This is a genomic window from Chitinophaga sp. G7 BAM 1005 (assembly GCF_057126945.1).
This window is the reverse complement of the sequence record NZ_CP181478.1, coordinates 5,329,351-5,348,884: the sequence shown is the minus strand read 5'-3', so window position 1 is coordinate 5,348,884 and position 19,534 is coordinate 5,329,351. Positions and strand designations below refer to the sequence as shown.

General features: G+C 47.8%; 13 protein-coding genes. All 13 read left to right on the top strand.

Features of this window, described 5'->3' with window-relative positions; genetic code table 11:
- Nucleotides 1-18: 18 nt before the first annotated feature.
- The 13 genes from ACMXI2_RS21130 to ACMXI2_RS21070 all read left to right on the top strand — a co-directional run bounded on the left by ACMXI2_RS21130 (nt 19) and on the right by ACMXI2_RS21070 (nt 19,290).
- Complete coding sequence (locus ACMXI2_RS21130; protein WP_483778054.1) at nt 19-579, top strand: RNA polymerase sigma factor; 561 nt, start codon at nt 19-21, stop codon at nt 577-579.
- A 54-nt stretch (nt 580-633) separates the two neighbouring features.
- On the top strand, nt 634-1,758 hold the full coding sequence (locus tag ACMXI2_RS21125) for a FecR family protein (protein ID WP_483778053.1): 1,125 nt from the start codon (nt 634-636) through the stop codon (nt 1,756-1,758).
- Between the two features lie 205 nt (nt 1,759-1,963).
- Nucleotides 1,964-5,197 carry a TonB-dependent receptor gene (locus ACMXI2_RS21120; protein WP_483778052.1) on the top strand — a complete coding sequence of 1,078 codons (3,234 nt, stop codon included), beginning with the start codon at nt 1,964-1,966 and terminating at the stop codon, nt 5,195-5,197.
- Between the two features lie 10 nt (nt 5,198-5,207).
- Nucleotides 5,208-6,725 carry a RagB/SusD family nutrient uptake outer membrane protein gene (locus tag ACMXI2_RS21115; protein WP_483778051.1) on the top strand — a complete coding sequence of 506 codons (1,518 nt, stop codon included), beginning with the start codon at nt 5,208-5,210 and terminating at the stop codon, nt 6,723-6,725.
- Between the two features lie 12 nt (nt 6,726-6,737).
- On the top strand, nt 6,738-7,607 hold the full coding sequence (locus ACMXI2_RS21110; RefSeq protein WP_483778050.1) for a PKD domain-containing protein: 870 nt from the start codon (nt 6,738-6,740) through the stop codon (nt 7,605-7,607).
- A 29-nt stretch (nt 7,608-7,636) separates the two neighbouring features.
- The gene (locus ACMXI2_RS21105; protein WP_483778049.1) at nt 7,637-8,746 is read left to right on the top strand and encodes an acyltransferase family protein; all 1,110 of its coding nucleotides are present in this window, start codon (nt 7,637-7,639) and stop codon (nt 8,744-8,746) included.
- Between the two features lie 292 nt (nt 8,747-9,038).
- Nucleotides 9,039-9,581, top strand: coding sequence for an RNA polymerase sigma factor (locus ACMXI2_RS21100; RefSeq protein ID WP_483778048.1), 543 nt, complete (start codon nt 9,039-9,041; stop codon nt 9,579-9,581).
- Between the two features lie 17 nt (nt 9,582-9,598).
- Nucleotides 9,599-10,726 carry a FecR family protein gene (locus ACMXI2_RS21095; RefSeq protein WP_483778047.1) on the top strand — a complete coding sequence of 376 codons (1,128 nt, stop codon included), beginning with the start codon at nt 9,599-9,601 and terminating at the stop codon, nt 10,724-10,726.
- 131 nt (nt 10,727-10,857) lie between these two features.
- The gene (locus ACMXI2_RS21090; protein ID WP_483778046.1) at nt 10,858-14,289 is read left to right on the top strand and encodes a TonB-dependent receptor; all 3,432 of its coding nucleotides are present in this window, start codon (nt 10,858-10,860) and stop codon (nt 14,287-14,289) included.
- A 23-nt stretch (nt 14,290-14,312) separates the two neighbouring features.
- Nucleotides 14,313-16,148, top strand: coding sequence for a RagB/SusD family nutrient uptake outer membrane protein (locus ACMXI2_RS21085; RefSeq protein ID WP_483778045.1), 1,836 nt, complete (start codon nt 14,313-14,315; stop codon nt 16,146-16,148).
- Between the two features lie 32 nt (nt 16,149-16,180).
- Complete coding sequence (locus tag ACMXI2_RS21080) at nt 16,181-17,482, top strand: IPT/TIG domain-containing protein (protein WP_483778044.1); 1,302 nt, start codon at nt 16,181-16,183, stop codon at nt 17,480-17,482.
- A gap of 70 nt (nt 17,483-17,552) precedes the next feature.
- On the top strand, nt 17,553-19,073 hold the full coding sequence (locus tag ACMXI2_RS21075; protein ID WP_483778043.1) for a hypothetical protein: 1,521 nt from the start codon (nt 17,553-17,555) through the stop codon (nt 19,071-19,073).
- Nucleotides 19,074-19,146: 73 nt separating this feature from the next.
- Complete coding sequence (locus ACMXI2_RS21070; RefSeq protein ID WP_325637982.1) at nt 19,147-19,290, top strand: hypothetical protein; 144 nt, start codon at nt 19,147-19,149, stop codon at nt 19,288-19,290.
- The last annotated feature ends 244 nt before the right edge of the window (nt 19,291-19,534 follow it).

Below are 19,534 nucleotides of genomic sequence, written 5' to 3'. Positions count from 1 at the left end.
ATCAACCAATTACCACACGTGGAGGAACAAAGTGACATAGCGCTATTACAAAGACTACGGCAATCCGATGAATCGGCGTACACCGAAATATTTCATCGTTACTGGGAGAAACTGTATGCTATTGCGTACAACCGCTTACGTACCCGCGCCGCTGCTGAAGATGTAGTGCAGGAAGTACTGGCCAGCCTGTGGGTTAGAAAAGCGGAGCTGGATATCCGCCACCTTTCCGGATACCTCGCCACGGCCACCCGCTACGCCGTATTCCGCCAGATCAGCCGTTTGCTGCCGGATCATCCGCTCGATACGTCCGATGTAGCGCAGCAACTGGTACAAACCCCGGACATGGATCACCTGGATTATTGCCGCCTGCAGGAACGGCTCGGACAGGAAATAGCCCGGCTCCCCGAAAAATGCCGCCTCGTATTTTTATACAGCCGCCATGATCAATACAGCAATAAAGAAATCGCGGCGGCTCTGCAGTTGTCCGAAAAAACAGTGGAAGCCCATCTCACAAAGGCTTTGAAACACCTGCGCGTTCGCCTGAAAGATGTATACCCCTATCTTTCTTTCTTCTTCTGAAAAAAAATATAAAAACAACTAAGGGTAACGGCAGTATTTCTGTACTCTGTTATTATGCAGCACCTAAAAGACCTGATCCAACGTTACCTGAAAGGCAATGCTTCACCCGAAGAAGCGGAAGCGCTTCATGAGTGGTATGATAGCTTCGACGACAGCGAAGTGCCGCTGTCCGTGGAGCCGGGGGAAGATCGCCGGATGCTGGAACAGCGGCTGCTCAACAGGTTGAAACCGGTGATGCAGTCACAAAAAGTAAAAAGGATTCCCTTCTGGCGTTATGCGGCTGCTGCGGCCCTGCTGGCCCTGGTAGCAGTAGCCGGCAAAATAGGGTGGCAGCACCGGTATCCATCTCCCCAAAAAAATATCATGGCGGATAACACAGCCGCAACAGATAAACCTCCTGCCAACAAAAAAGCCATGCTTACATTAGCCGATGGCAGCACCATCTCCCTCGATGATGCAGCCAACGGCGCCCTCGGTAAACAGGGCGGTGCAAACATTATCAAAAAAGAAAAAGGACAACTGGCCTACCAGGCCGGTGACGCCAACGGCGCAGTGGTATACAACACCCTCTCTGTACCCCGTGGTGGCCAGTATCAGCTGGTATTGCCGGACGGTACCAACGTATGGCTCAACTCCGCTACTTCCCTGCGCTATCCTACCAGTTTCCGGGGAACAGAACGGAAAGTGATCCTGCAGGGACAAGCCTACTTTGAAATTGCCGCCAATGCCGCACAACCTTTTAAAGTACAGGCCAATGAAATGGAAGTGGTAGTGCTGGGCACCCGCTTCGATATGATGGCCTACGCCGATGAACCAACTATCAACGCCACCCTGGTGGATGGAAAAATAAAAGTACAGGATAAGATCCTGCGCCCCGGTCAGCAGGCCGTGCTGGCACTATCCGGCCACCAGCTCACCGTACGCGATGCCGACGTGAATAAAATTATGGCCTGGAAAAACGGCCTCTTTGTATTTAATAATATGGACCTGCCAACCATACTGAGGGAAATTGCCCGCTGGTATGATGTGGAAATAGTATATCAGTCCGCACCCGGTAAAGAACTGTATGGTGGCGGAATCAGCCGGAATCTTAATTTATCAGCCGTATTGCAAGTATTAGAAGAAAACGGAACTAATCACTTTAAAACAGATGGAAATAAAGTAGTGGTATTACCGTAAAACCTGTAAAAAGAACATATGAAGTAACACATTGAACAATGAAAAAAGCCGGAGGTGGTGACACACCCCCGGCAGCAGCTCAGCATCCTGTAAGATCAGCGACGATCATTTAAGAATTCTAAACCTTATTAAAAGTATGCATTTAAAATTTAAGGAGATACCATTTCTCCCAAAGGGACTTTTATTAACCAAAATTTTGCGGGTTATGAAAATGACCACCTGGCTTATCCTGATCGCCTGCTTACACGTAAGCGCCAGGAGTTTTTCACAACAGGTTACCCTCTCTGTGAAAAATATGCCGTTACAGAAAGTGTTTGCAGAAATAATCCTGCAATCCGGGGCCACCATCGTATACAATGAATCCGCCCTCAAAAACACTACCCCGGTTACCTTACAGGTAAGCAGCGCCTCCGTGCAATCCGTATTGGAGCAATGCCTGCAACATCAGCCGGTCACCTTTTCTATCAACAACGGCGTATTCGTGATCCGCCCAAAGTCCGAGCCCCCGCTGCCGCCAGTGGATACTACTGGCCGTATTACCGGTACAGTACGTGGCCCTGATGGCACACTGCTCCCCGGCGCTACTGTAATCGTAAAAGGCACCAGCAGGGGCGACGCCACCAATGCCGGCGGACAATTTACCGTACCCGCCAATGCCGGTGAAATACTGGTAATTTCCTTCACCGGTTATGATAAACAGGAACTGCCCGCCCGCAACGGTATGCAGGTAACCCTGCGTACCGCTAACAGTCAGCTGGACCAGGTAGTGGTAGTGGGCTACTCCGATAAAAAGAAAAGCGAATTAACCAGCGCCGTTACCGTAGTAGATGCCACAAAACTGAAAGACGTCACCACCAATGATGTAGGTACCATGCTGCAAGGCAAGGTAGCCGGTCTCCAGGTGGTCAGCAGCTCAGGCGTTCCCGGCGCGGCAGCAGAAATACGCATGCGCGGCATTTCTTCTGTAAACGCTTCACAAAGTCCGCTCGTAGTAGTGGATGGTATTATTGGCGGCAACTACGACCCCAACGATATCGAAAGCGTAACCGTACTCAAAGATGCCGGCGCCACCGCTATGTATGGCTCCCAGGCTAACGCAGGCGTAATCATCATCACCACCAAAAGAGCCGCCTCCGGAAAAATACAGTTCCAGGCAAAAGTAACCACGGGCTTCCGTACACCCGACTTCGGCACAATGGACATGATGAACGGCAGCGAATTGTATGAACGCCAGAAAGAATATTACCGCGACTATATTCCCGGCGCTACCAACAACTCCTATAAAATAGACCTGCTGAAATTCTACAATGAACGCCCGCTTGCCTTGCGCAACCAGAACTATAACTGGTTAACAGACATGTTCCGGCGCGCACCCATGCAAAATGTATATCTCTCCGCCAGCGGCAGGTCAGAAAAATCAGATTATTACCTGGGCCTCTCTTATTACAACGAGAAAGGTACTTTCATGAATACCAACTATCAGCGCGTAAACCTGAGAGCCAATTCTACCTATCACTTTACCAAACGTATCAGCTTAACCAATAACATCAATCTCAGTGGCTCCTTTGGTAAAACATACGACTACAACGATATGTATTATGCTTATCTCAATATGCCCTGGGATAACCCGTACGACAGCTCCGGTAAAGCATTGTATGTAGATGGTAACTCGCCCTTCAAATGGTGGTCGCGCGATAAGGTAAATCCTATTCACACCATCAATAATTCAGAACATCCCTATAAAAATTTTGATGTGAATTATGACATGGGACTTAACATCGGCATCACCGACTGGCTCACATTTACCAGCACCAACCGGCTTTCGCTGGGATACAATAAAAATAAAACCTGGTATTCGCCGGATGTGGCCGGGCAATATCATAGTACCGGTTACCTCAGCGAGTTTAGCACGCTTAACTACGGCTACGTATCCAATAACCTGCTGAAAGTAGATTTCCGCATGGGTGATCACCGCATCAGCGGCCTCGCGGGCGTAGCATTTGAAGGCAGCAATACTGAAGTGCTGGGCGCCTCGGGAAAAGGATTGCCCGCCGGGTTAAAGGTGTTGAACGTAGTAGCTAACAGCCAGATCGTAAATGGTAGTATCAATGAAGCCATTATACAGTCGCTCATCTCACAGGTAAACTACAGTTACCTGGATAAATATTTCCTCACCGGATCATTCCGCGTGGATGGCTCTTCCAATTTTCCCTCCGGTAACCGCTGGGCATCTTTCCCCTCTGTTTCTGCAGCATGGTTGATGAGTAACGAAGATTTTCTGAAAGACAATAATGTGTTCACCAATCTGAAACTCCGCGCCAGTTACGGTGTTACCGGTACGCAGGACATCGGGTCATCGCGCTATCTCGCATTGTTTTCACTGGCCAGTCAGTACAACGGGCAAATAGCGGCAACTCCTTCACAGCTGCCCAGCCCGGATCTCACCTGGGAAAGCAAATATCAGTGGAATGGTGGTATCGATATCGGGTTGTTCAAACGTATTGATCTGAGTGTGGATGTGTATAATAATATCACCAAAAACCTGTTGCTGCAGGTGTCACAACCACTGTCGGTTGGCTTTGAAACACGCTGGCAGAACGTTGGTGAACTGGTGAATAACGGCGTGGAACTGGGCATCAGCTCCGTAAATATCCGCAGCCGGAAATTCCAGTGGAGCACCGATTTTAATATCAACTTCAATACCAACAAATTGCAGAAATTCCCTGCCAGTATCATTAATACACAATCTACCTGGAGTATCTCGCAGATCTACCGCAATGGTGGTAACCTGTATGAATTTTATATGCCCAAATGGTTAGGTGTGGACGTACAAACCGGCGCACCTTTGTGGGAAGTAGTGGATAAAGACGGCAACAAATCATCTACATCAGACTATGCCAGCGCCACCTACCAGGAAGTGGGCTCCGCACTGCCGAAATTCCAGGGTGGCATGACCAACACCTTTACCTACAGCGGTATCTCTTTAAGCGCAAATATTTATTTTCTTTCCGGCAACAAAGTATACAGCAATAACCTGCGCTTTGTGGAAAATGACGGCAACGAACCTTACTACAACCAGGTAAACCTGCCCAAAGGCAGCAGCACCTGGGCAAAGCCCGGTGATATTGCCACAGAGCCCAGTCCGCAGAACTCTGCCAACAGCACGCAAACGTCTACACGTTTTCTGAAAGACGGCAGCTTCTGGGCATTACGTAACATCAGCCTGAGTTACGAACTGCCAAAAGCCCTCGTAAACAGGTGGCGCCTCGATGGGGTAACCGTTGGCTTCACCGCCGACAACGTGCATACGTTCACCAATTTCTTAGGGCAGGACCCGCAAACCACCATCACACCCGGATCACAGGTGATGCCGGGCGTATCGGATTTTAAATATCCCAACAACCGCCAGTACCTGTTCAACATTAATTTCAGATTTTAAAATGCCTGTCATGAGATCAGCGATTATAATATTACTACTACTGCCTGTGTTGTTATGGCAAACAGGTTGTATGAAAGATGTGAATCCAAGCGATGCCCTCACCACAGAAACCATTACCGGTTCTCCCGAAGGGCTGAAGAACGCTGTGAACGGGGCATATTCCCTGCTGAAGGATCACGTGCCGTTTAATGGTACCACCGATGATAATAACATGTACCTGCGCCAGTATTTCCAGCTGTCGGATTTTGCCAGTGATGATATTGTATGCGGACAAACAACAGAAGATCCCCTGTTCTATAGTTTCTCGTTAGGCCACTCGCCAACGCAAACGAATACACGCTATTTCTGGTATATCTCCTACAAAATTATCAACGACGCCAATACTGTCATTGAAGCGGTGGAAAAGCAGGCTAACCCTGATGCCACTACGCAGCAAATGCTGGGCGAGTGCTATTTTTTACGCGCCTTCAGTCACTTTAACCTGGTGAAATTATTTGCCATGCCATACGCGCAAAACCCCGGCGCTCCCGGTGTGATCCTGCGCACAGCTACCAGCGATCCTGCGCAAAAGGCACGGGCCAGTGTGGGAGAGGTATATGCACAGATTATTGCCGACGCCAGGAGGGGAGCCGAACTGATGTCGCAAAGCAGGGGTCCGCAGTATGCTTCCCGCGAAGCTGCATGGGCGCTGCTTTCCAGGGCATACCTGTATGAAGGGAACAACGACAGCACCACCTACTTCGCATCACAGGTCATTTCATCCGGTCGCTATTCACTGGCTACCCCGGCTACTTATCCCGATCTGTTTGCCAACGCTACCGCCGGTACAGAAACCATTTTCTGCGTGGCCTTTACGCAGCTGGACGATTACGGTAAGTTTGGTTCTATCGCCTCCATGATCTATTCCAACGGTAACTCCGGCTGGGGCGAAGAATTTGCTTCCGCCTCGCTGAGGGATACCATGTCTGCTAACCCGGAAGATGTACGCTGGAAATATATTATCCCGCTGAAAGATGACAACGGCGTATTGCAGAAAAAGAACGGCATCGATATTTACTATATCTCTAAATTCTCCGGGCAGGGGGGAAGTCCTACGCTTAGCTCACCCATCCTTTTCCGCCTTGCGGAAATGTACCTGAACAGGGCTGAAGCAGCAGCGAAAGCAGGCAAAACAGCCGCCGCACTGGACGACCTGGATATCATTCGCACCAACCGCGGCTTGTCGGGGGCATTGTATCATCAACAGCTGCCTGCCGGTAAAACCGCGCTGGACGTGGTACTAAAGGAAAGACGACTGGAACTTGCCTTTGAAGGCCACCGCACCTTTGATGTGTACCGCAATAAAAAAGCAATGAACAGAACTTACTGGGGTTATCATTTACCGGGACTGAAAGAATCGGATATCAACCCGGCCGTAAATCCTTCCGGTTATGCCGGTATGGTGGTGCAGCCCGATAATCCCAAAATTATCTATTACATCCCGATCGATGAGATAGAAACCAATAAATTGTGCGTACAGAATCCTTAAAACCACCCGATCATGCAAAAGCAACTGCTCTATATATTCATGCTGCTGTGCGCAGCTTCCGCCTGTAAAAAAGATGATACCAATCCCGCGCCGCTGGTAGTATATACCATCGAAGTAAACGGCAACCAGGTATCTTTTAATAACACCAGCACCGGCGCCACCTCGTGGAAATGGGACTTCGGCGATGGTACCGGCTCCACCGAGCAAAGCCCCGTGCATATCTACCAGGGCAAGGGCAAATACGTGCCCACGTTGTATGCTACATCTGCTGCAGGGGTTACGGCAGAAGGATCTACCGTGATCCGGATCTCCAAAACTTCACCGGTGAAACTCACCGATAACAGCCTGGCCGATTGGGATACCATCAGTCAGAATGTGATCACTGCCGGCCCGGCCGGTGGCGTTTTCAAAAAGGTGAAATTTGATTACGACGGACAGTTTGTTTATTTCTATGGAGAGATGAGCGGGAAACTGGCCGATGGCGCTATTTTCGACATGTACATCGACAGCGACAACAGTGCTGCTACCGGCCTGATCACCTCCCTGTTTACCGGCGCGGCGTACGATGTACTGCTGGAGGGCCAGTTATTGCTCAATCAGAACACGGCCGCCGTCCCGATGGCGATGTATTATCATAATGGACCGCAAACCAGCTTCAGTTTCGACCAGCAATCAGGTACAGATTTCTTTACGATGGGCGCCATTGCGGAAGCCGGTGGCGTGATCCGTTTTGAAGGAAAACTGGACCGCTCAAAAATAAAAGGCTTTACGGGAGCGGCTATACGACTTGGTATGGTGGCCACTTCCAACGATTGGTCTACCCAGCTGGGCACCATCCCCGATGAAGGCGCCGCCGCTTTTTTATTAAATATGCCGGAATAAATTATTAATTTAAGCCTACAAACAGGACAATGAACAAAACAACCAATGTCAGCCAACGATTGATTTCCCTGGACGTAATGCGTGGCCTTATCATGATTCTTCTGGCTGGAGAAAGCGCCCGTATCTATGAGTCAATAGCACATTTACATCCTACGGGGATAGCCGGTAGTTTAATAACGCAGTTTTTTCACCACCCCTGGAACGGCCTGCGCGCCTGGGACCTGGTGCAACCTGCTTTTATGACAATGGCCGGTGCTGCGATGTTCATCTCTTATTATTATAAAACACAAAAGGGCATTACCTGGTCACAAAATTTCAGGCATATTGCCCTGCGTTGTTTAAAGTTGTTTATATTTGGTACCGCCCTCCATTGCGTATATGCAGGAAGGTTAGTATGGGAGTTATGGAATGTGCTCACGCAGTTATCGGTAACCACCCTGATCGCTTACCTCATCATACGCCGTTCCTTTGGTTTCCAGCTGGGCGTAAGCCTGTTATTGCTGCTGGCAACTGATTTATTGTACCGGTTTGTTTTATTGCCCGGTTTCGAAGAACCCTTCACACAAGGTCATAACTTCGGAGCTTTTATGGATACTGTGCTGATGGGTAAGATCAACCCGGGCGGATGGGTAACCATTAACTTTATACCCACTGCTGCACATACCATCTGGGGCGCGCTGGCCGGGAAGTTACTGATCAGCGACCGGCCACGGACACAGAAAATAAAGATCCTGGTGACAGCAGGACTGATAGGGCTCATCACCGGCTATGGACTGGACCTGGCAGGCATTACACCCATTATCAAACGGATTGCCACCGCCTCTTTTACGCTGGCTTCCGGGGGATGGGTGATGCTGGTAATGGCCCTGCTGTATTGGCTTATAGATGTAAAACAAAATGTGCGTTACGCCTGGATAGCCACAGTAGTGGGCATGAACGCCATTTTTATTTATCTCTTCTTTGAAACAGTAGGTGGGCAATGGGTAAATCCCACGACTGATATCTTCGTAAAAGGATTTACTGCGCTGGCAGGAATTCCCGAAAGCATCCGGGAAATATTATCTGCCTTTGCGGCACTGGCACTGGAATGGGGACTGTGCTACTGGCTATTTAAAAAGAAGATCTTCTTTAAATTATAAGCTATCTACTGAAACCCCCCATGAGAAAAAAAGCTCCGGTATCCTTTACCGGGGCTTTTAATTTTTTTACCGGGGCCGTATATTTTTCCGATTTTATTATTTACCTTGATTCCAGTTTAATAGTCAATTAGCCAAAATCTTTAGTATCAAAGCGTGAACAATGGAAGAAGTCAATTTCTTCCGGATCATTTAATCAAAATCACTGTAATAAGGCTGCCGCCAAGCAGCGTTACAGATATGTTATGTGTTTAAGCTACCTGTAATGAATAATTACCAATAAGGTTCCGGTTACATGAATCATTCTTCAGACATAGTATTGGTACAGCGGTTAAAGGAAGGCGATGCTTCAGCATATGATGCTTTATTTATGAAGTATCACAAGCTGCTTTGCCTGAATGCCTATTGGTTCCTGCGAAACGAAGCAGAAGCAAATGATCTTGTACAGACCTTCTTCCTGGACATTTGGGACAAAAAGTTATACCTTCATTTTTCAGGTGATATCAAAGGATACCTGCATCAGGCCGTAAAAAACCGTTGCCTGACGCATCTTAAAAAGCAAAAGACGGAACTGGAAAATAAAGTAGCGTTCACCCAGTTACAGGAGGATACCTGTATGGCAAACACCGAAGTTTCACCGGATTATTATAAACAGGTATTAACGGCCATCAATGATATGGCCGTACAAAAAAGATCAGCTATACAAATGGTGTATATCCAGGGAAAACGTTACCAGGAAGCAGCGGATGAAATGGGCATCAGTATCAATTCTTTCAAAACCCATCTGAAAAGAGGGCTGAAAGTATTACGTCATGCAATTACTAATAAGGGGTATTAGCCCGCGTTTTGTTAACAATGGAGCAGGCACAGGAAAAAATATTTGAATTATATCTACAACGTTTGTCGGGAACACTCTCTGCAGAAGAGGAGCGGTATGTGCAGGAAATGCTGCAGCATGATGCCGGCTTCAAAGCACAATGGGATCAGCTGGAACTGGAGAACATAACCCTTCATACAGACAGGTATCTTCAGCAGATTGATTCTGAAGCAGCCCTCCACCGGATTAAGGAAGAAAGAACAGCACCCCGCCCGGTAGTCCACCTTAAAAAGTGGTTGTCTGCCGCCGCCATATTGCTATTGGCAGGTAGTGGTGTCTACTACTTCTTTGTCCGCACAACACCCGCCACTTCGCCGGCGGTGGCTATGCAGCAGCAAAAGCAACCGGTACGCCTGTTACTGAGCAATGGCGAAAAAGTAGTGCTGAGTAAAGACAGCAGCCCCAAAACGATCGCCCTCAACAACGCCACGCTGAATACCAGCAATGGCGCCCTGCAATACTCTTCTGCCGACACCGTATTAAATACCCTCGATGTACCAGCCGGAGAAAGCTATAAACTTACTTTGTCAGACGGTACGGAAGTATGGCTGAACGCTGCCACCAGGCTACGTTTTCCTTTCCACTTCGGGCGGCCGGCAAGAGAAGTATATGTAGAAGGGGAAGCCTATTTTAAAGTGGCCGCCAATGCGGAGAAACCCTTTATTGTACACACAGCACTTACCAGCGTACAAGTGCTGGGAACAGCTTTTAATATAAATACCTATCAGCCGGGCATCGTGAAAACGGCGCTGGTACAGGGCAGCGTTGTTACCAAAGGAAAAACGGGCGAACGCCAAACGCTGCAACCAGGTATCCAGGCCGATTATGATGCCGGTAAAGGATTTGTTACCAGTCATTTTGATGAAGAAGAAGTATTATCCTGGCGCAACGGTGTTTACTACTATCACCGCATGCCGCTAACAACCCTTATCACCGCTGCTTCCCGCTTCTATGGGATGCGTTTTGTATTGGATAAAAACAAAGAAGCCGGACAAGTAGTAACGGGCCTGATGGACCGTAACCGGCTGGAAGATTTCTTATCCGATCTTAAAACAACTGCACATATCGAATACCATTTATCAGGTAATGAAATTACCCTGAGATAAATTTTTCTTCCCTCAGAAAATATTTTTACTACTCCTTGTCACCCGTTTTCTGAAAAACGATGTAGTTGCAATGAAAGCATTTGTTACGGTCATTTGCTGTACCATCATTTTAACTTGTAAACAATTCCCGAATGAGAAAAAGTATACGCCACTGCCAGCTGGCTATGCGAAACGTTGTGCGCATGTTGGTGCTGTGTGCCCTTATATGCACTGCATTTTCCCGCGTGAAGGCACAAACACCGCCGCCTTCGCTGCAATCAATCGTTACGGTTACCGGTAACGAGGTGACCCTCCTGCAGATCTTCCGGGCCATCAAAAAGCAAACAGGGCTTACACTGGTGTACAGCAACCAGCTGTTGAACGACGGGGAAAAGATGTCGCTCAACTTCCAGCAGGCGAAACTGGAAGAAGTACTGGCTTTTATCTTTAAAAATAAAAATATCAGCTATGTACTGCAACGCAATCGTATTGTACTCGACAAAAAAGCAGCTGCTCCGGAAACAACGGTAGCTCCTGCAGGGGAGAAACCGGCAGAATGGCTGGTGCGGGGGCAGGTAATGGATGTAGATGGAAATCCCTTACCTGGCGCTACTATTACGGTGAAAGACGGTAAAAAAGGAACGGTTACCGATGTGATGGGCGTATTTTCCATTGCCGCCAACAGGGATGACATTATCAAAGTGGCCATGATGGGAATGAATCCCGAAGAAGTAAAGGTAGTCAACCAGAAAACACTCAAAGTAAGTTTAACCGCCAAAGTGGATAAGCTGAACGAAGTAGTGGTAGTAGGTTTTGGCAGCCAGAAAAAAGTAACCGTAACAGGCGCTGTATCCACCGTAAATATGGCCGATATGCAAACACCGGTACGCTCACTTACCAACGCACTGGTAGGCAAGGTAGCCGGCGTAATATCCATGCAGAGCGGTGGCGGTGAACCCGGTTATGATAACCCTAACTTCACCATCCGCGGTATTGGTACTTTCCAGGGAAGCGTTTCCCCGCTCATCATTGTGGATGGCGTGCAAAGGGAAGATGTAAACAGCACCTACGGCGGCGCTTTTAATAATATTGATCCGGAAGATATCCAGAGTATTTCGTTGTTGAAAGATGCTTCCGCTACCGCAGTATATGGGGCCAAAGGCGCCAATGGCGTACTGATCATTACCACCCGCAGAGGCGTGGCGGGTAAACCAAAAGTATCTGCCAAAGCAGAAACAGGCTTCAGCGGATTAACCCAGATGCCAAAAATGCTGGACGGCGTGAATTATATGAAGCTGTATAATGAAGCCCGTACCAATGCCGGCGAAGAACCGGTATATTCCGATGAACTGATTCGTAAAACAGCCAGCGGACTTGATCCATATATCTATCCAAATGTAAACTGGATCAAGACTATTTATAAGGACTGGGCATCTATGGCCAATGCCAACGTAAATGTAAGCGGTGGTGGTGAAGCCATGCGTTACTATGTGTCGATGTCGTTTTACAACCAGGATGGACAATATAAAGTGAATAACATCGGCTACAACCCCAACCTCAATTTCAAAAGATATGATTTCAGGAGTAATGTAGACCTGAATGTTACCAAAACAACATTGCTTTCCCTCAACCTGGCTTCCATGCTGGTAAATACCCGCTACCCGGGCAATTCCGCCGGCTCTATCTGGTACGCTACCTACGGCACCAACCCCATCTCCTTCCCCGTATCTTACCCGGATGGCAAGTGGGCTGGCCCGGTTAATAACGGCGGTTCCAATCCTTTTAACCTCGTGCAAAACGCCGGCTACGCCACAGAATTCAGACCCTCCATCCAATCCGTGTTATCCCTTAATCAGAAACTGGATGTAATTACCGAAGGACTGAGCGCCAACGCCCGTTTTTCTTTTGATACTTACAGCGAATTTGATAACCGCAGGACGGGAGTAAATGATTTGTTTTATGCGCCTGGCAGAAATGAAGACGGTAGCCTGATCTTCAACCAAACCAGAACAGGAAATACTTACCTGGGCTATGGCGCTTCTTCTACAGGTGAACGCATGATGTACCTGGAAGGGAACCTCACGTATGATCATAGCTTCGGTAAACATAATTTCGGTGGATTGCTGGTGGGTAGCATCCGCAACCGCCTGGTAGGCTCTGCAGGCAACGTAAAAGAAGCCATCCCTTACCGCAACCAAAGCGCTGCAGCCAGGGTCACCTATTCCTATATGGATAAATACCTGGCGGAAATAAATATGGGCGCCACCGGTTCTGAAAACTTTGAACAAGGGAAAAGATGGGGTTACTTCCCCGCAGGTTCCGTTGGCTGGGTGATTTCCAAAGAAAACTTTTTTCTGCCTTATACAAAAGTGATCAACCTGTTAAAGATCCGTGGATCTTATGGTATGACGGGTAATGATCAGATTGAGAATAACCGCTTCGGTTATCTCACTTATTATAATGGCGCATCCGGTGTTTCTTTCGGTAGCTCCGGTACGCCTTCCTATTATGGAGGTATTAATGCAGATGTAATTGGTACGGAAAATCTCACCTGGGAAAAATCTGCTAAAACAGATATTGGCCTGGAAATAGGTTTGTGGAATAAGTTGAATATTATAGTAGATGGATTCCAGGATAAAAGAAGTGCCATCCTCGTTGCCCGCAGATCTATTTCACCCGTTGCAGGATACGGCTCCAGCGCCATTTATGGTAACATCGGGGAAATGGTGAATAAAGGAATAGATGGCAGCATGGAATACACCGGTCATATCGGAAAAGATATCTCTATTCGTTTATTCGGTAACGTTACTTACGCACGTAACAAGATCCTCTTTGCAGATAATCCCATTGCCCTGTATGCCTATGCTCAACAGGAAGGACATAAGTATGGCGAGTTCAAAGGCTACCAGAGCCTCGGCCTGTTCACCAGCCAGGACGACGTGGAAAAAAGCCCGCAACAGTTCAGGGTAGTGCATCCCGGTGATGTGAAATACGCTGATCTTAATAACGATGGAAGGATTGATGGTAACGACCAAACCTATTTAGGCAAATCCAGTTTTCCAACCTGGTCATACGGTTATGGCTTTAATTTCGGGTATAAGAAATTTGAACTCTCCGCCGTTTTCGCAGGCGTGGCTGATGTAGGGATCATGGCCAATGGTTCAGGCGTACTCGGTAATGGGGCCGGCGCCGATGGCGTAGGCGTAATTCCTTTCGCCGGTATGGGACAATATCCTGCGAGTGTGTTGGAAGATATGATGAACAGATGGACACCGGAAAATCCAAGTCAGGATGTACATTATCCACGTTTAACTGTCGCCAATACCAACGACAATAACTATTTAAACAGCAGCTGGTGGATCAGGGACGGTAGCTTTATGCGCCTGAAACAAGCCACTTTCAGCTATTCCTTTATCACACCCGATATGAAACGCAAGGGCATCAGCAGCTTGCAGGTATATACCACTGCCACCAACATGCTCACGTTCTCGAAGTTTAAATTATGGGATCCGGAACTGGGTATCTATGCTTCAAGGTACCCTTATCCGAAAACCTTTACCCTGGGTGTAAGAACGCAGTTTTAATCAAGATCAAAAAGATTATTGTTATGACCAGATATAAATACCTGTTACTTTTTTTCATCGGTATCAACGCCATCACACTGGTATCCTGCAGCAAGTACCTGGACAAAAAGCCGGATAATCTTCTCACAGAAGATCAGATCTGGCAAACCAGGGCTAACGCGGAAGCCTATCTGAGTAATATCTACAGCGCCCGCCAGGCTGGCGGCGACTATGCCGGCATCGGCGCCGCGGATGATCTCTCGGTTTCCATTCCCGGTACCACGGTAAGGTATATGGTAAGCGGCAACTGGAGCGCATCCGATTGGTACTTCTACAACTGGGGCGGCTACTATACCGCCATCCGGAAATCTTTCATCTTTGAACAAAACATCGATAAAGTGCCGGCCGATCAGCTGAGCAACGAACTGAAAGCACAATACAAGTCGGAAAATCTTTTTCTGCGCGGCTACTTTTACTGGATGCTGCTAAGACAATACGGACCATTTGTGAAACTCACCACTACGGTTAGCCAGGACGAAGACATGAACAAATACCCGAGAGCGCCTTTCGATACCTGCGTAAAATTCATCAATGAAATGCTGGATGGCGCTGCCGCCGGACTTCCTTTCGTATGGAGTTCCTCCGGTAACAACGGCCGTGCAACCCGCGGCGCCTGTCTCGCTGTAAAAGCAAAAGTAGCACAGTGGGCAGCCAGCCCGTTATGGAATGGCAACCCTGCTCTCGCTGCGTTCAAAAACCAGGACGGTACCGCACTCGCTCCCGCCGGCTATGATGTGAATAAATGGCGCATCGCCGCACAGGCAGCAAAAGCGATCATCGATTCCAACAAGTACAAACTGTTTACCAACCTCGATAATGGCGGTACTACCTTCGATCCGTTCCTTTCTGTAAGAGATGTATTCCTTACTTCCTGGAACGATGAAATCATTCTGGCTTCCATGAACTGGCAACGCTGGGGATATACCATCTGTTCCTCTCCCGGCCCCGCAGGATACAACCTGTACAACGCCACACAAAATGTAGTGGATGCCTTTTATATGAACAATGGTAAAACCATCAGTGATCCTACTTCCAACTACGTGGAAACGGGCTTTGCTACACATGACGGCGACCATTACTGGGAAAATAAGGAAGGCGACTGGAATATGTATGCAAAGCGCGAACCACGGTTCTATGCTTACATCGCTTACAACCGCCGCCCGGTGATTGCAGCGGTATCAGTAGATGATAAAAACTATTTCTCTTCTGAAAAAAATAAAGATGGTACCGGCCGCCAGGAGTTCTATTACAGCGGTAAATCCGGGATGCAGGGAATGGGCAGCAGCATCATCACCGGCTATCTACCGGCTAAATTACTGAGTCCGAACGATAATCTCCGCAGCATGTCTACCGACGCATACCGTTCTCCGTATATCCTTCTCCGTTACTCCGAAATTTTGCTGGACTATGCAGAAGCTTTGAATGAATATGATCCCGCCAATCCTGATATCGTGAAGTACCTCAACCAGGTAAGAACGCGCGCCGGACTGCCCGGCATTGAAACCGTATATCCCGGCGCAGTAGGCAACCAGGAAGAAATGAGAAAATATATTCTGCGGGAAAGACAGGTGGAACTCTGCTTTGAAGGCGATCGTTATTATACACTCATCCGCCGCTTGCTGATGAGTAAACCGGAAAACCAGGCGATTTACGGCATGAATATAAATGCGAAAGATAATGACCAGGGATTTTCCTTCACCGGTTTTTATACCCGCACACTTTTCCAGAAAAGATACTGGGATAACAAAATGTATATGTTCCCTATCCAGCAACAGGACCTGGAAAGAGATCGCGCATTGGTGCAAAACCCGGGCTGGTAATTTTTTCTTTATTTAATTCTTAACTAACTGCTATGATCAGGCCACTGAATTCATATATACTGAAAGGTTGTTTACTGATGTCTGCCTTGTTGGCGGGATGTTCAAAAGACGATGATCTGAAACACGCGGAAGGACAACCCGTATTGCTCACCGACTTCATTCCCGCTACCGGCGGCAGTACCACAGAAGTACTGATTACAGGCGATAATTTCTCCGCTGATACCTCCGATATCACCGTTACCATCAACGGTAAACGTTGTGCTATCGTGAACGCCAATACGAAACAGATCATGGTGATAGTGCCAAAAAAGTGTGGCACCGGTAACCTCGTGGTGAAAGTAGGGAAAGACAGCGTGGTGAGCAGCACCCCTTTTACCTATGTGTTTTCCAGGACCGTTACAACGCTGGCTGGCAACGGAACGGCGGGATTTGCAAATGGAAAAGGCGCCGACGCGTTGTTTAATTTTAACGGGCAAAGCTGGTACCGGATGATGGGAATTGGTGCAGATGATAACGGGAACGTATATGTGGCAGATCCGGGCAACGCCTGTATCCGTAAAATTGATAACGAAGGAAATACAACTGTATTAGCCGGTAGCCCGGGTAACAGTGGAAGCGACGATGGCAAAGGCCCGGCAGCGCGTTTCCAGATTCCATACGGTTTAGCACTGGATGCACAGGGCAATGTGTATACGGCAGATCCGGGTACGTGGAGTATCCGCAAAATTACACCAGACGGCGCCACCACTACCCTCGGAGGCACCGTACAGGAGCCCTGGAATGTAGCGGTAGATAAAGTATCCGGTAAAGTATATTATTGCAGCAACGGGGGCGGAAGCGTTTTCGAGATGAAGGCGGATGGCAGCAGTACCGCTATTATCAACGGTATCACAGCTCCCGGTGGTATGGACTTCGACAAAGCTGGTAACCTCTATGTATCAAGTAATACTGGTCATACTATTATCCAGTTTAAAGCAGGTACCTGGCAGCCTACCGTTATTGCCGGGTCTACCGGAGTAGCAGGGTACGTAAACGGAACTGGCGCTGCTGCACGGTTTGCAAATCCCTGGGGACTGGCAGTAGACATCACCGGTAATATATACGTGGCCGGTAATGGCAGCTACGGCGCCAATGCCGATGAAAGTATCCGTGCTATTTCCGCTAACACCTGGGATGTGATTACGTATGCCGGCAGCAACAGCGCCGGGTTTACAGACGGCATCGGAGCTGCAGCCTCTTTCAACGCACCAATGGGAGTAGCAGTAGATAAGGATGGAATAGTGTATGTGTTGGATAAAAATAATAACAGGGTCAGGAAAATAATTTCAGAATAACTTATATGCAAACCCACGGCGGCAGTAGCTTACTGCCGCCATTTATTTTTTAAAGATGTTAAACAGGAACATGTATTTATTGCTATTCGCTATGCTGGCCGGCGCCTGTAGTAAAGGATCTACCGCTGTTACTACCGTTGATGCCGCACAAACCCACACCTGGTACGTAGCCGCCAACGGCGATAACTCGGCCGCAGGTACTATCAGCAAACCGGTACGCAGCATCAACATCGCTTTGGCAAAAGCCCTTCCCGGCGATACCGTGATGGTGAGAGCCGGAACTTACGCAGAGAAGGTAGTATTTCCACGCTCCGGGCGACTGGAAAAACTCATTACCCTCAAAGTATATCCCGGTGAAAAAGCCGTGATTGACGGCACTGGTATGACCGTTACCGGGAAGGAAGCATTGGTTACTATCAGTAACACCAGTTATGTGGTGCTGGAAGGATTTGATATCTGCAATTTAAAAAGTACCGCGGCATGGGCCAATGTGAATGGGGTCACAGCAGACGCTGGCGCCGGCAATATCATCATCCGGAAAAATAAAATTTATAACATAGAGCATAACGTAGATCCTTCACAAGGCCGTAGCGGTCATGGTATCGAAATTATCGGCAACACCGCCGATGTGATGAAGAACATCCTTGTGGAGGATAATATCATTCACGATACCAAAACAGGATACAGCGAAAATCTCACGATCAATGGTTATGTAGACGGATTTATTATCAGGAGAAACACGATCTACAATACTGAGAACATTGGTATCGACGCAGCAGGCGGCTACGCCGCCAATACTAACCCTGCATTTAATTATGCAAGGAACGGCGTTATCACCGAAAATGAATTGTATAATATTGATATGACCCGCGGCCCTGTTGGCGGCACACATGGCCACGGCGCCATTGCTATTTATGTAGACGGCGCGCGGAATATCACCGTGGAAAGAAACCATATTCATGAAGCAGACCGCGGCATCGGTATCGTAAGTGAAAATGATGCTTACCCTACCAGCAACTGCATCGTGAGGAATAACTTTGTGTATAACTGCTGGCGCACCGGCATCTATCTTGGTGGTTACCTGGGTTATACTTCCGGTGGTACACGCAACTGTTATGTGGTAAACAACACGTTGTTGTTCAACGACCGCGAGCCGGGCGCCTTTGGCGAAATAGAAGGAGAGATCCGCCTCACGGAACAATGCTTTGATAATGTGATCCGTAATAATATCGTATATGCGCGACCGGTAGATATCTTTGTGCATAAATATACCGGCACCGGTTCCGGTAATATCATCGACAACAACCTTTACTTCACCACCGGCACACCGCAATGGATCTGGAATGGTACCAACACTAACATCATTACCGATTTCAATACATGGAAAGCCACTTCCGGCACAGATGCGAACTCCGTATATGGTACAGATCCTTTACTCATCAGCACAACAACACCAGATCTGCACATTGCTCCTAATTCACCCGCCCGCAATACCGGCGCAGTGATTTCTGAGGCAGTGAATGGCAGTCTCGATATCGACGGCAACACACGTATCGTCAATAACAAGATCAGCAAAGGAGCACAGCAGTGATAAATCCCCTTTTTACGTGATTGATGGTAACAGATTCTTATCGTAAATTGAAATAACCTAAATCTGTATCAATATGAAAAAGAAAATCACTTCAAAGCTGAAGCTCACAAAAATTACAGTTGCCAGCCTTAGTAAAGCGCCACAGGAAAAAAGCAAAGGCCGCACTTTGCCAACTACGCAGTTTATTTCCTGCGGAGAAACTTTTTGGGTATGCTAATAGCCGGATGCCCAATGGCTAAAGTTTGTTTTAGTTGAATTGAACCCGCTGTAAGAGGCGGGTTCAGTGTTTTATGGGGGAGAATGTAATAGATCGGGTCGCGGAAAAAATGCTGTGAAAACAGCGTGTAATAACGTAAAGTTTAATATTATTGATAATGTGATAAATCAATATGCCCTTTAGATTGTCTGAACGCTTTCTGAATAAAATAAAGCCATATAGATAATTATTAAAATAGGTATTC

Excerpts from the sequence above, each read along its gene's own strand:
- ACMXI2_RS21125 (WP_483778053.1), top strand. The coding sequence starts at position 634 with ATGCAGCACCTAAAAGACCTGATCCAACGTTACCTGAAAGGCAATGCT.
- ACMXI2_RS21120 (WP_483778052.1), top strand. The coding sequence starts at position 1,964 with ATGAAAATGACCACCTGGCTTATCCTGATCGCCTGCTTACACGTAAGC.
- ACMXI2_RS21115 (WP_483778051.1), top strand. The coding sequence starts at position 5,208 with ATGAGATCAGCGATTATAATATTACTACTACTGCCTGTGTTGTTATGG.
- ACMXI2_RS21110 (WP_483778050.1), top strand. The coding sequence starts at position 6,738 with ATGCAAAAGCAACTGCTCTATATATTCATGCTGCTGTGCGCAGCTTCC.
- ACMXI2_RS21105 (WP_483778049.1), top strand. The coding sequence starts at position 7,637 with ATGAACAAAACAACCAATGTCAGCCAACGATTGATTTCCCTGGACGTA.
- ACMXI2_RS21100 (WP_483778048.1), top strand. The coding sequence starts at position 9,039 with ATGAATCATTCTTCAGACATAGTATTGGTACAGCGGTTAAAGGAAGGC.
- ACMXI2_RS21095 (WP_483778047.1), top strand. The coding sequence starts at position 9,599 with ATGGAGCAGGCACAGGAAAAAATATTTGAATTATATCTACAACGTTTG.
- ACMXI2_RS21090 (WP_483778046.1), top strand. The coding sequence starts at position 10,858 with ATGAGAAAAAGTATACGCCACTGCCAGCTGGCTATGCGAAACGTTGTG.
- ACMXI2_RS21085 (WP_483778045.1), top strand. The coding sequence starts at position 14,313 with ATGACCAGATATAAATACCTGTTACTTTTTTTCATCGGTATCAACGCC.
- ACMXI2_RS21080 (WP_483778044.1), top strand. The coding sequence starts at position 16,181 with ATGATCAGGCCACTGAATTCATATATACTGAAAGGTTGTTTACTGATG.
- ACMXI2_RS21075 (WP_483778043.1), top strand. The coding sequence starts at position 17,553 with ATGTATTTATTGCTATTCGCTATGCTGGCCGGCGCCTGTAGTAAAGGA.
- ACMXI2_RS21070 (WP_325637982.1), top strand. The coding sequence starts at position 19,147 with ATGAAAAAGAAAATCACTTCAAAGCTGAAGCTCACAAAAATTACAGTT.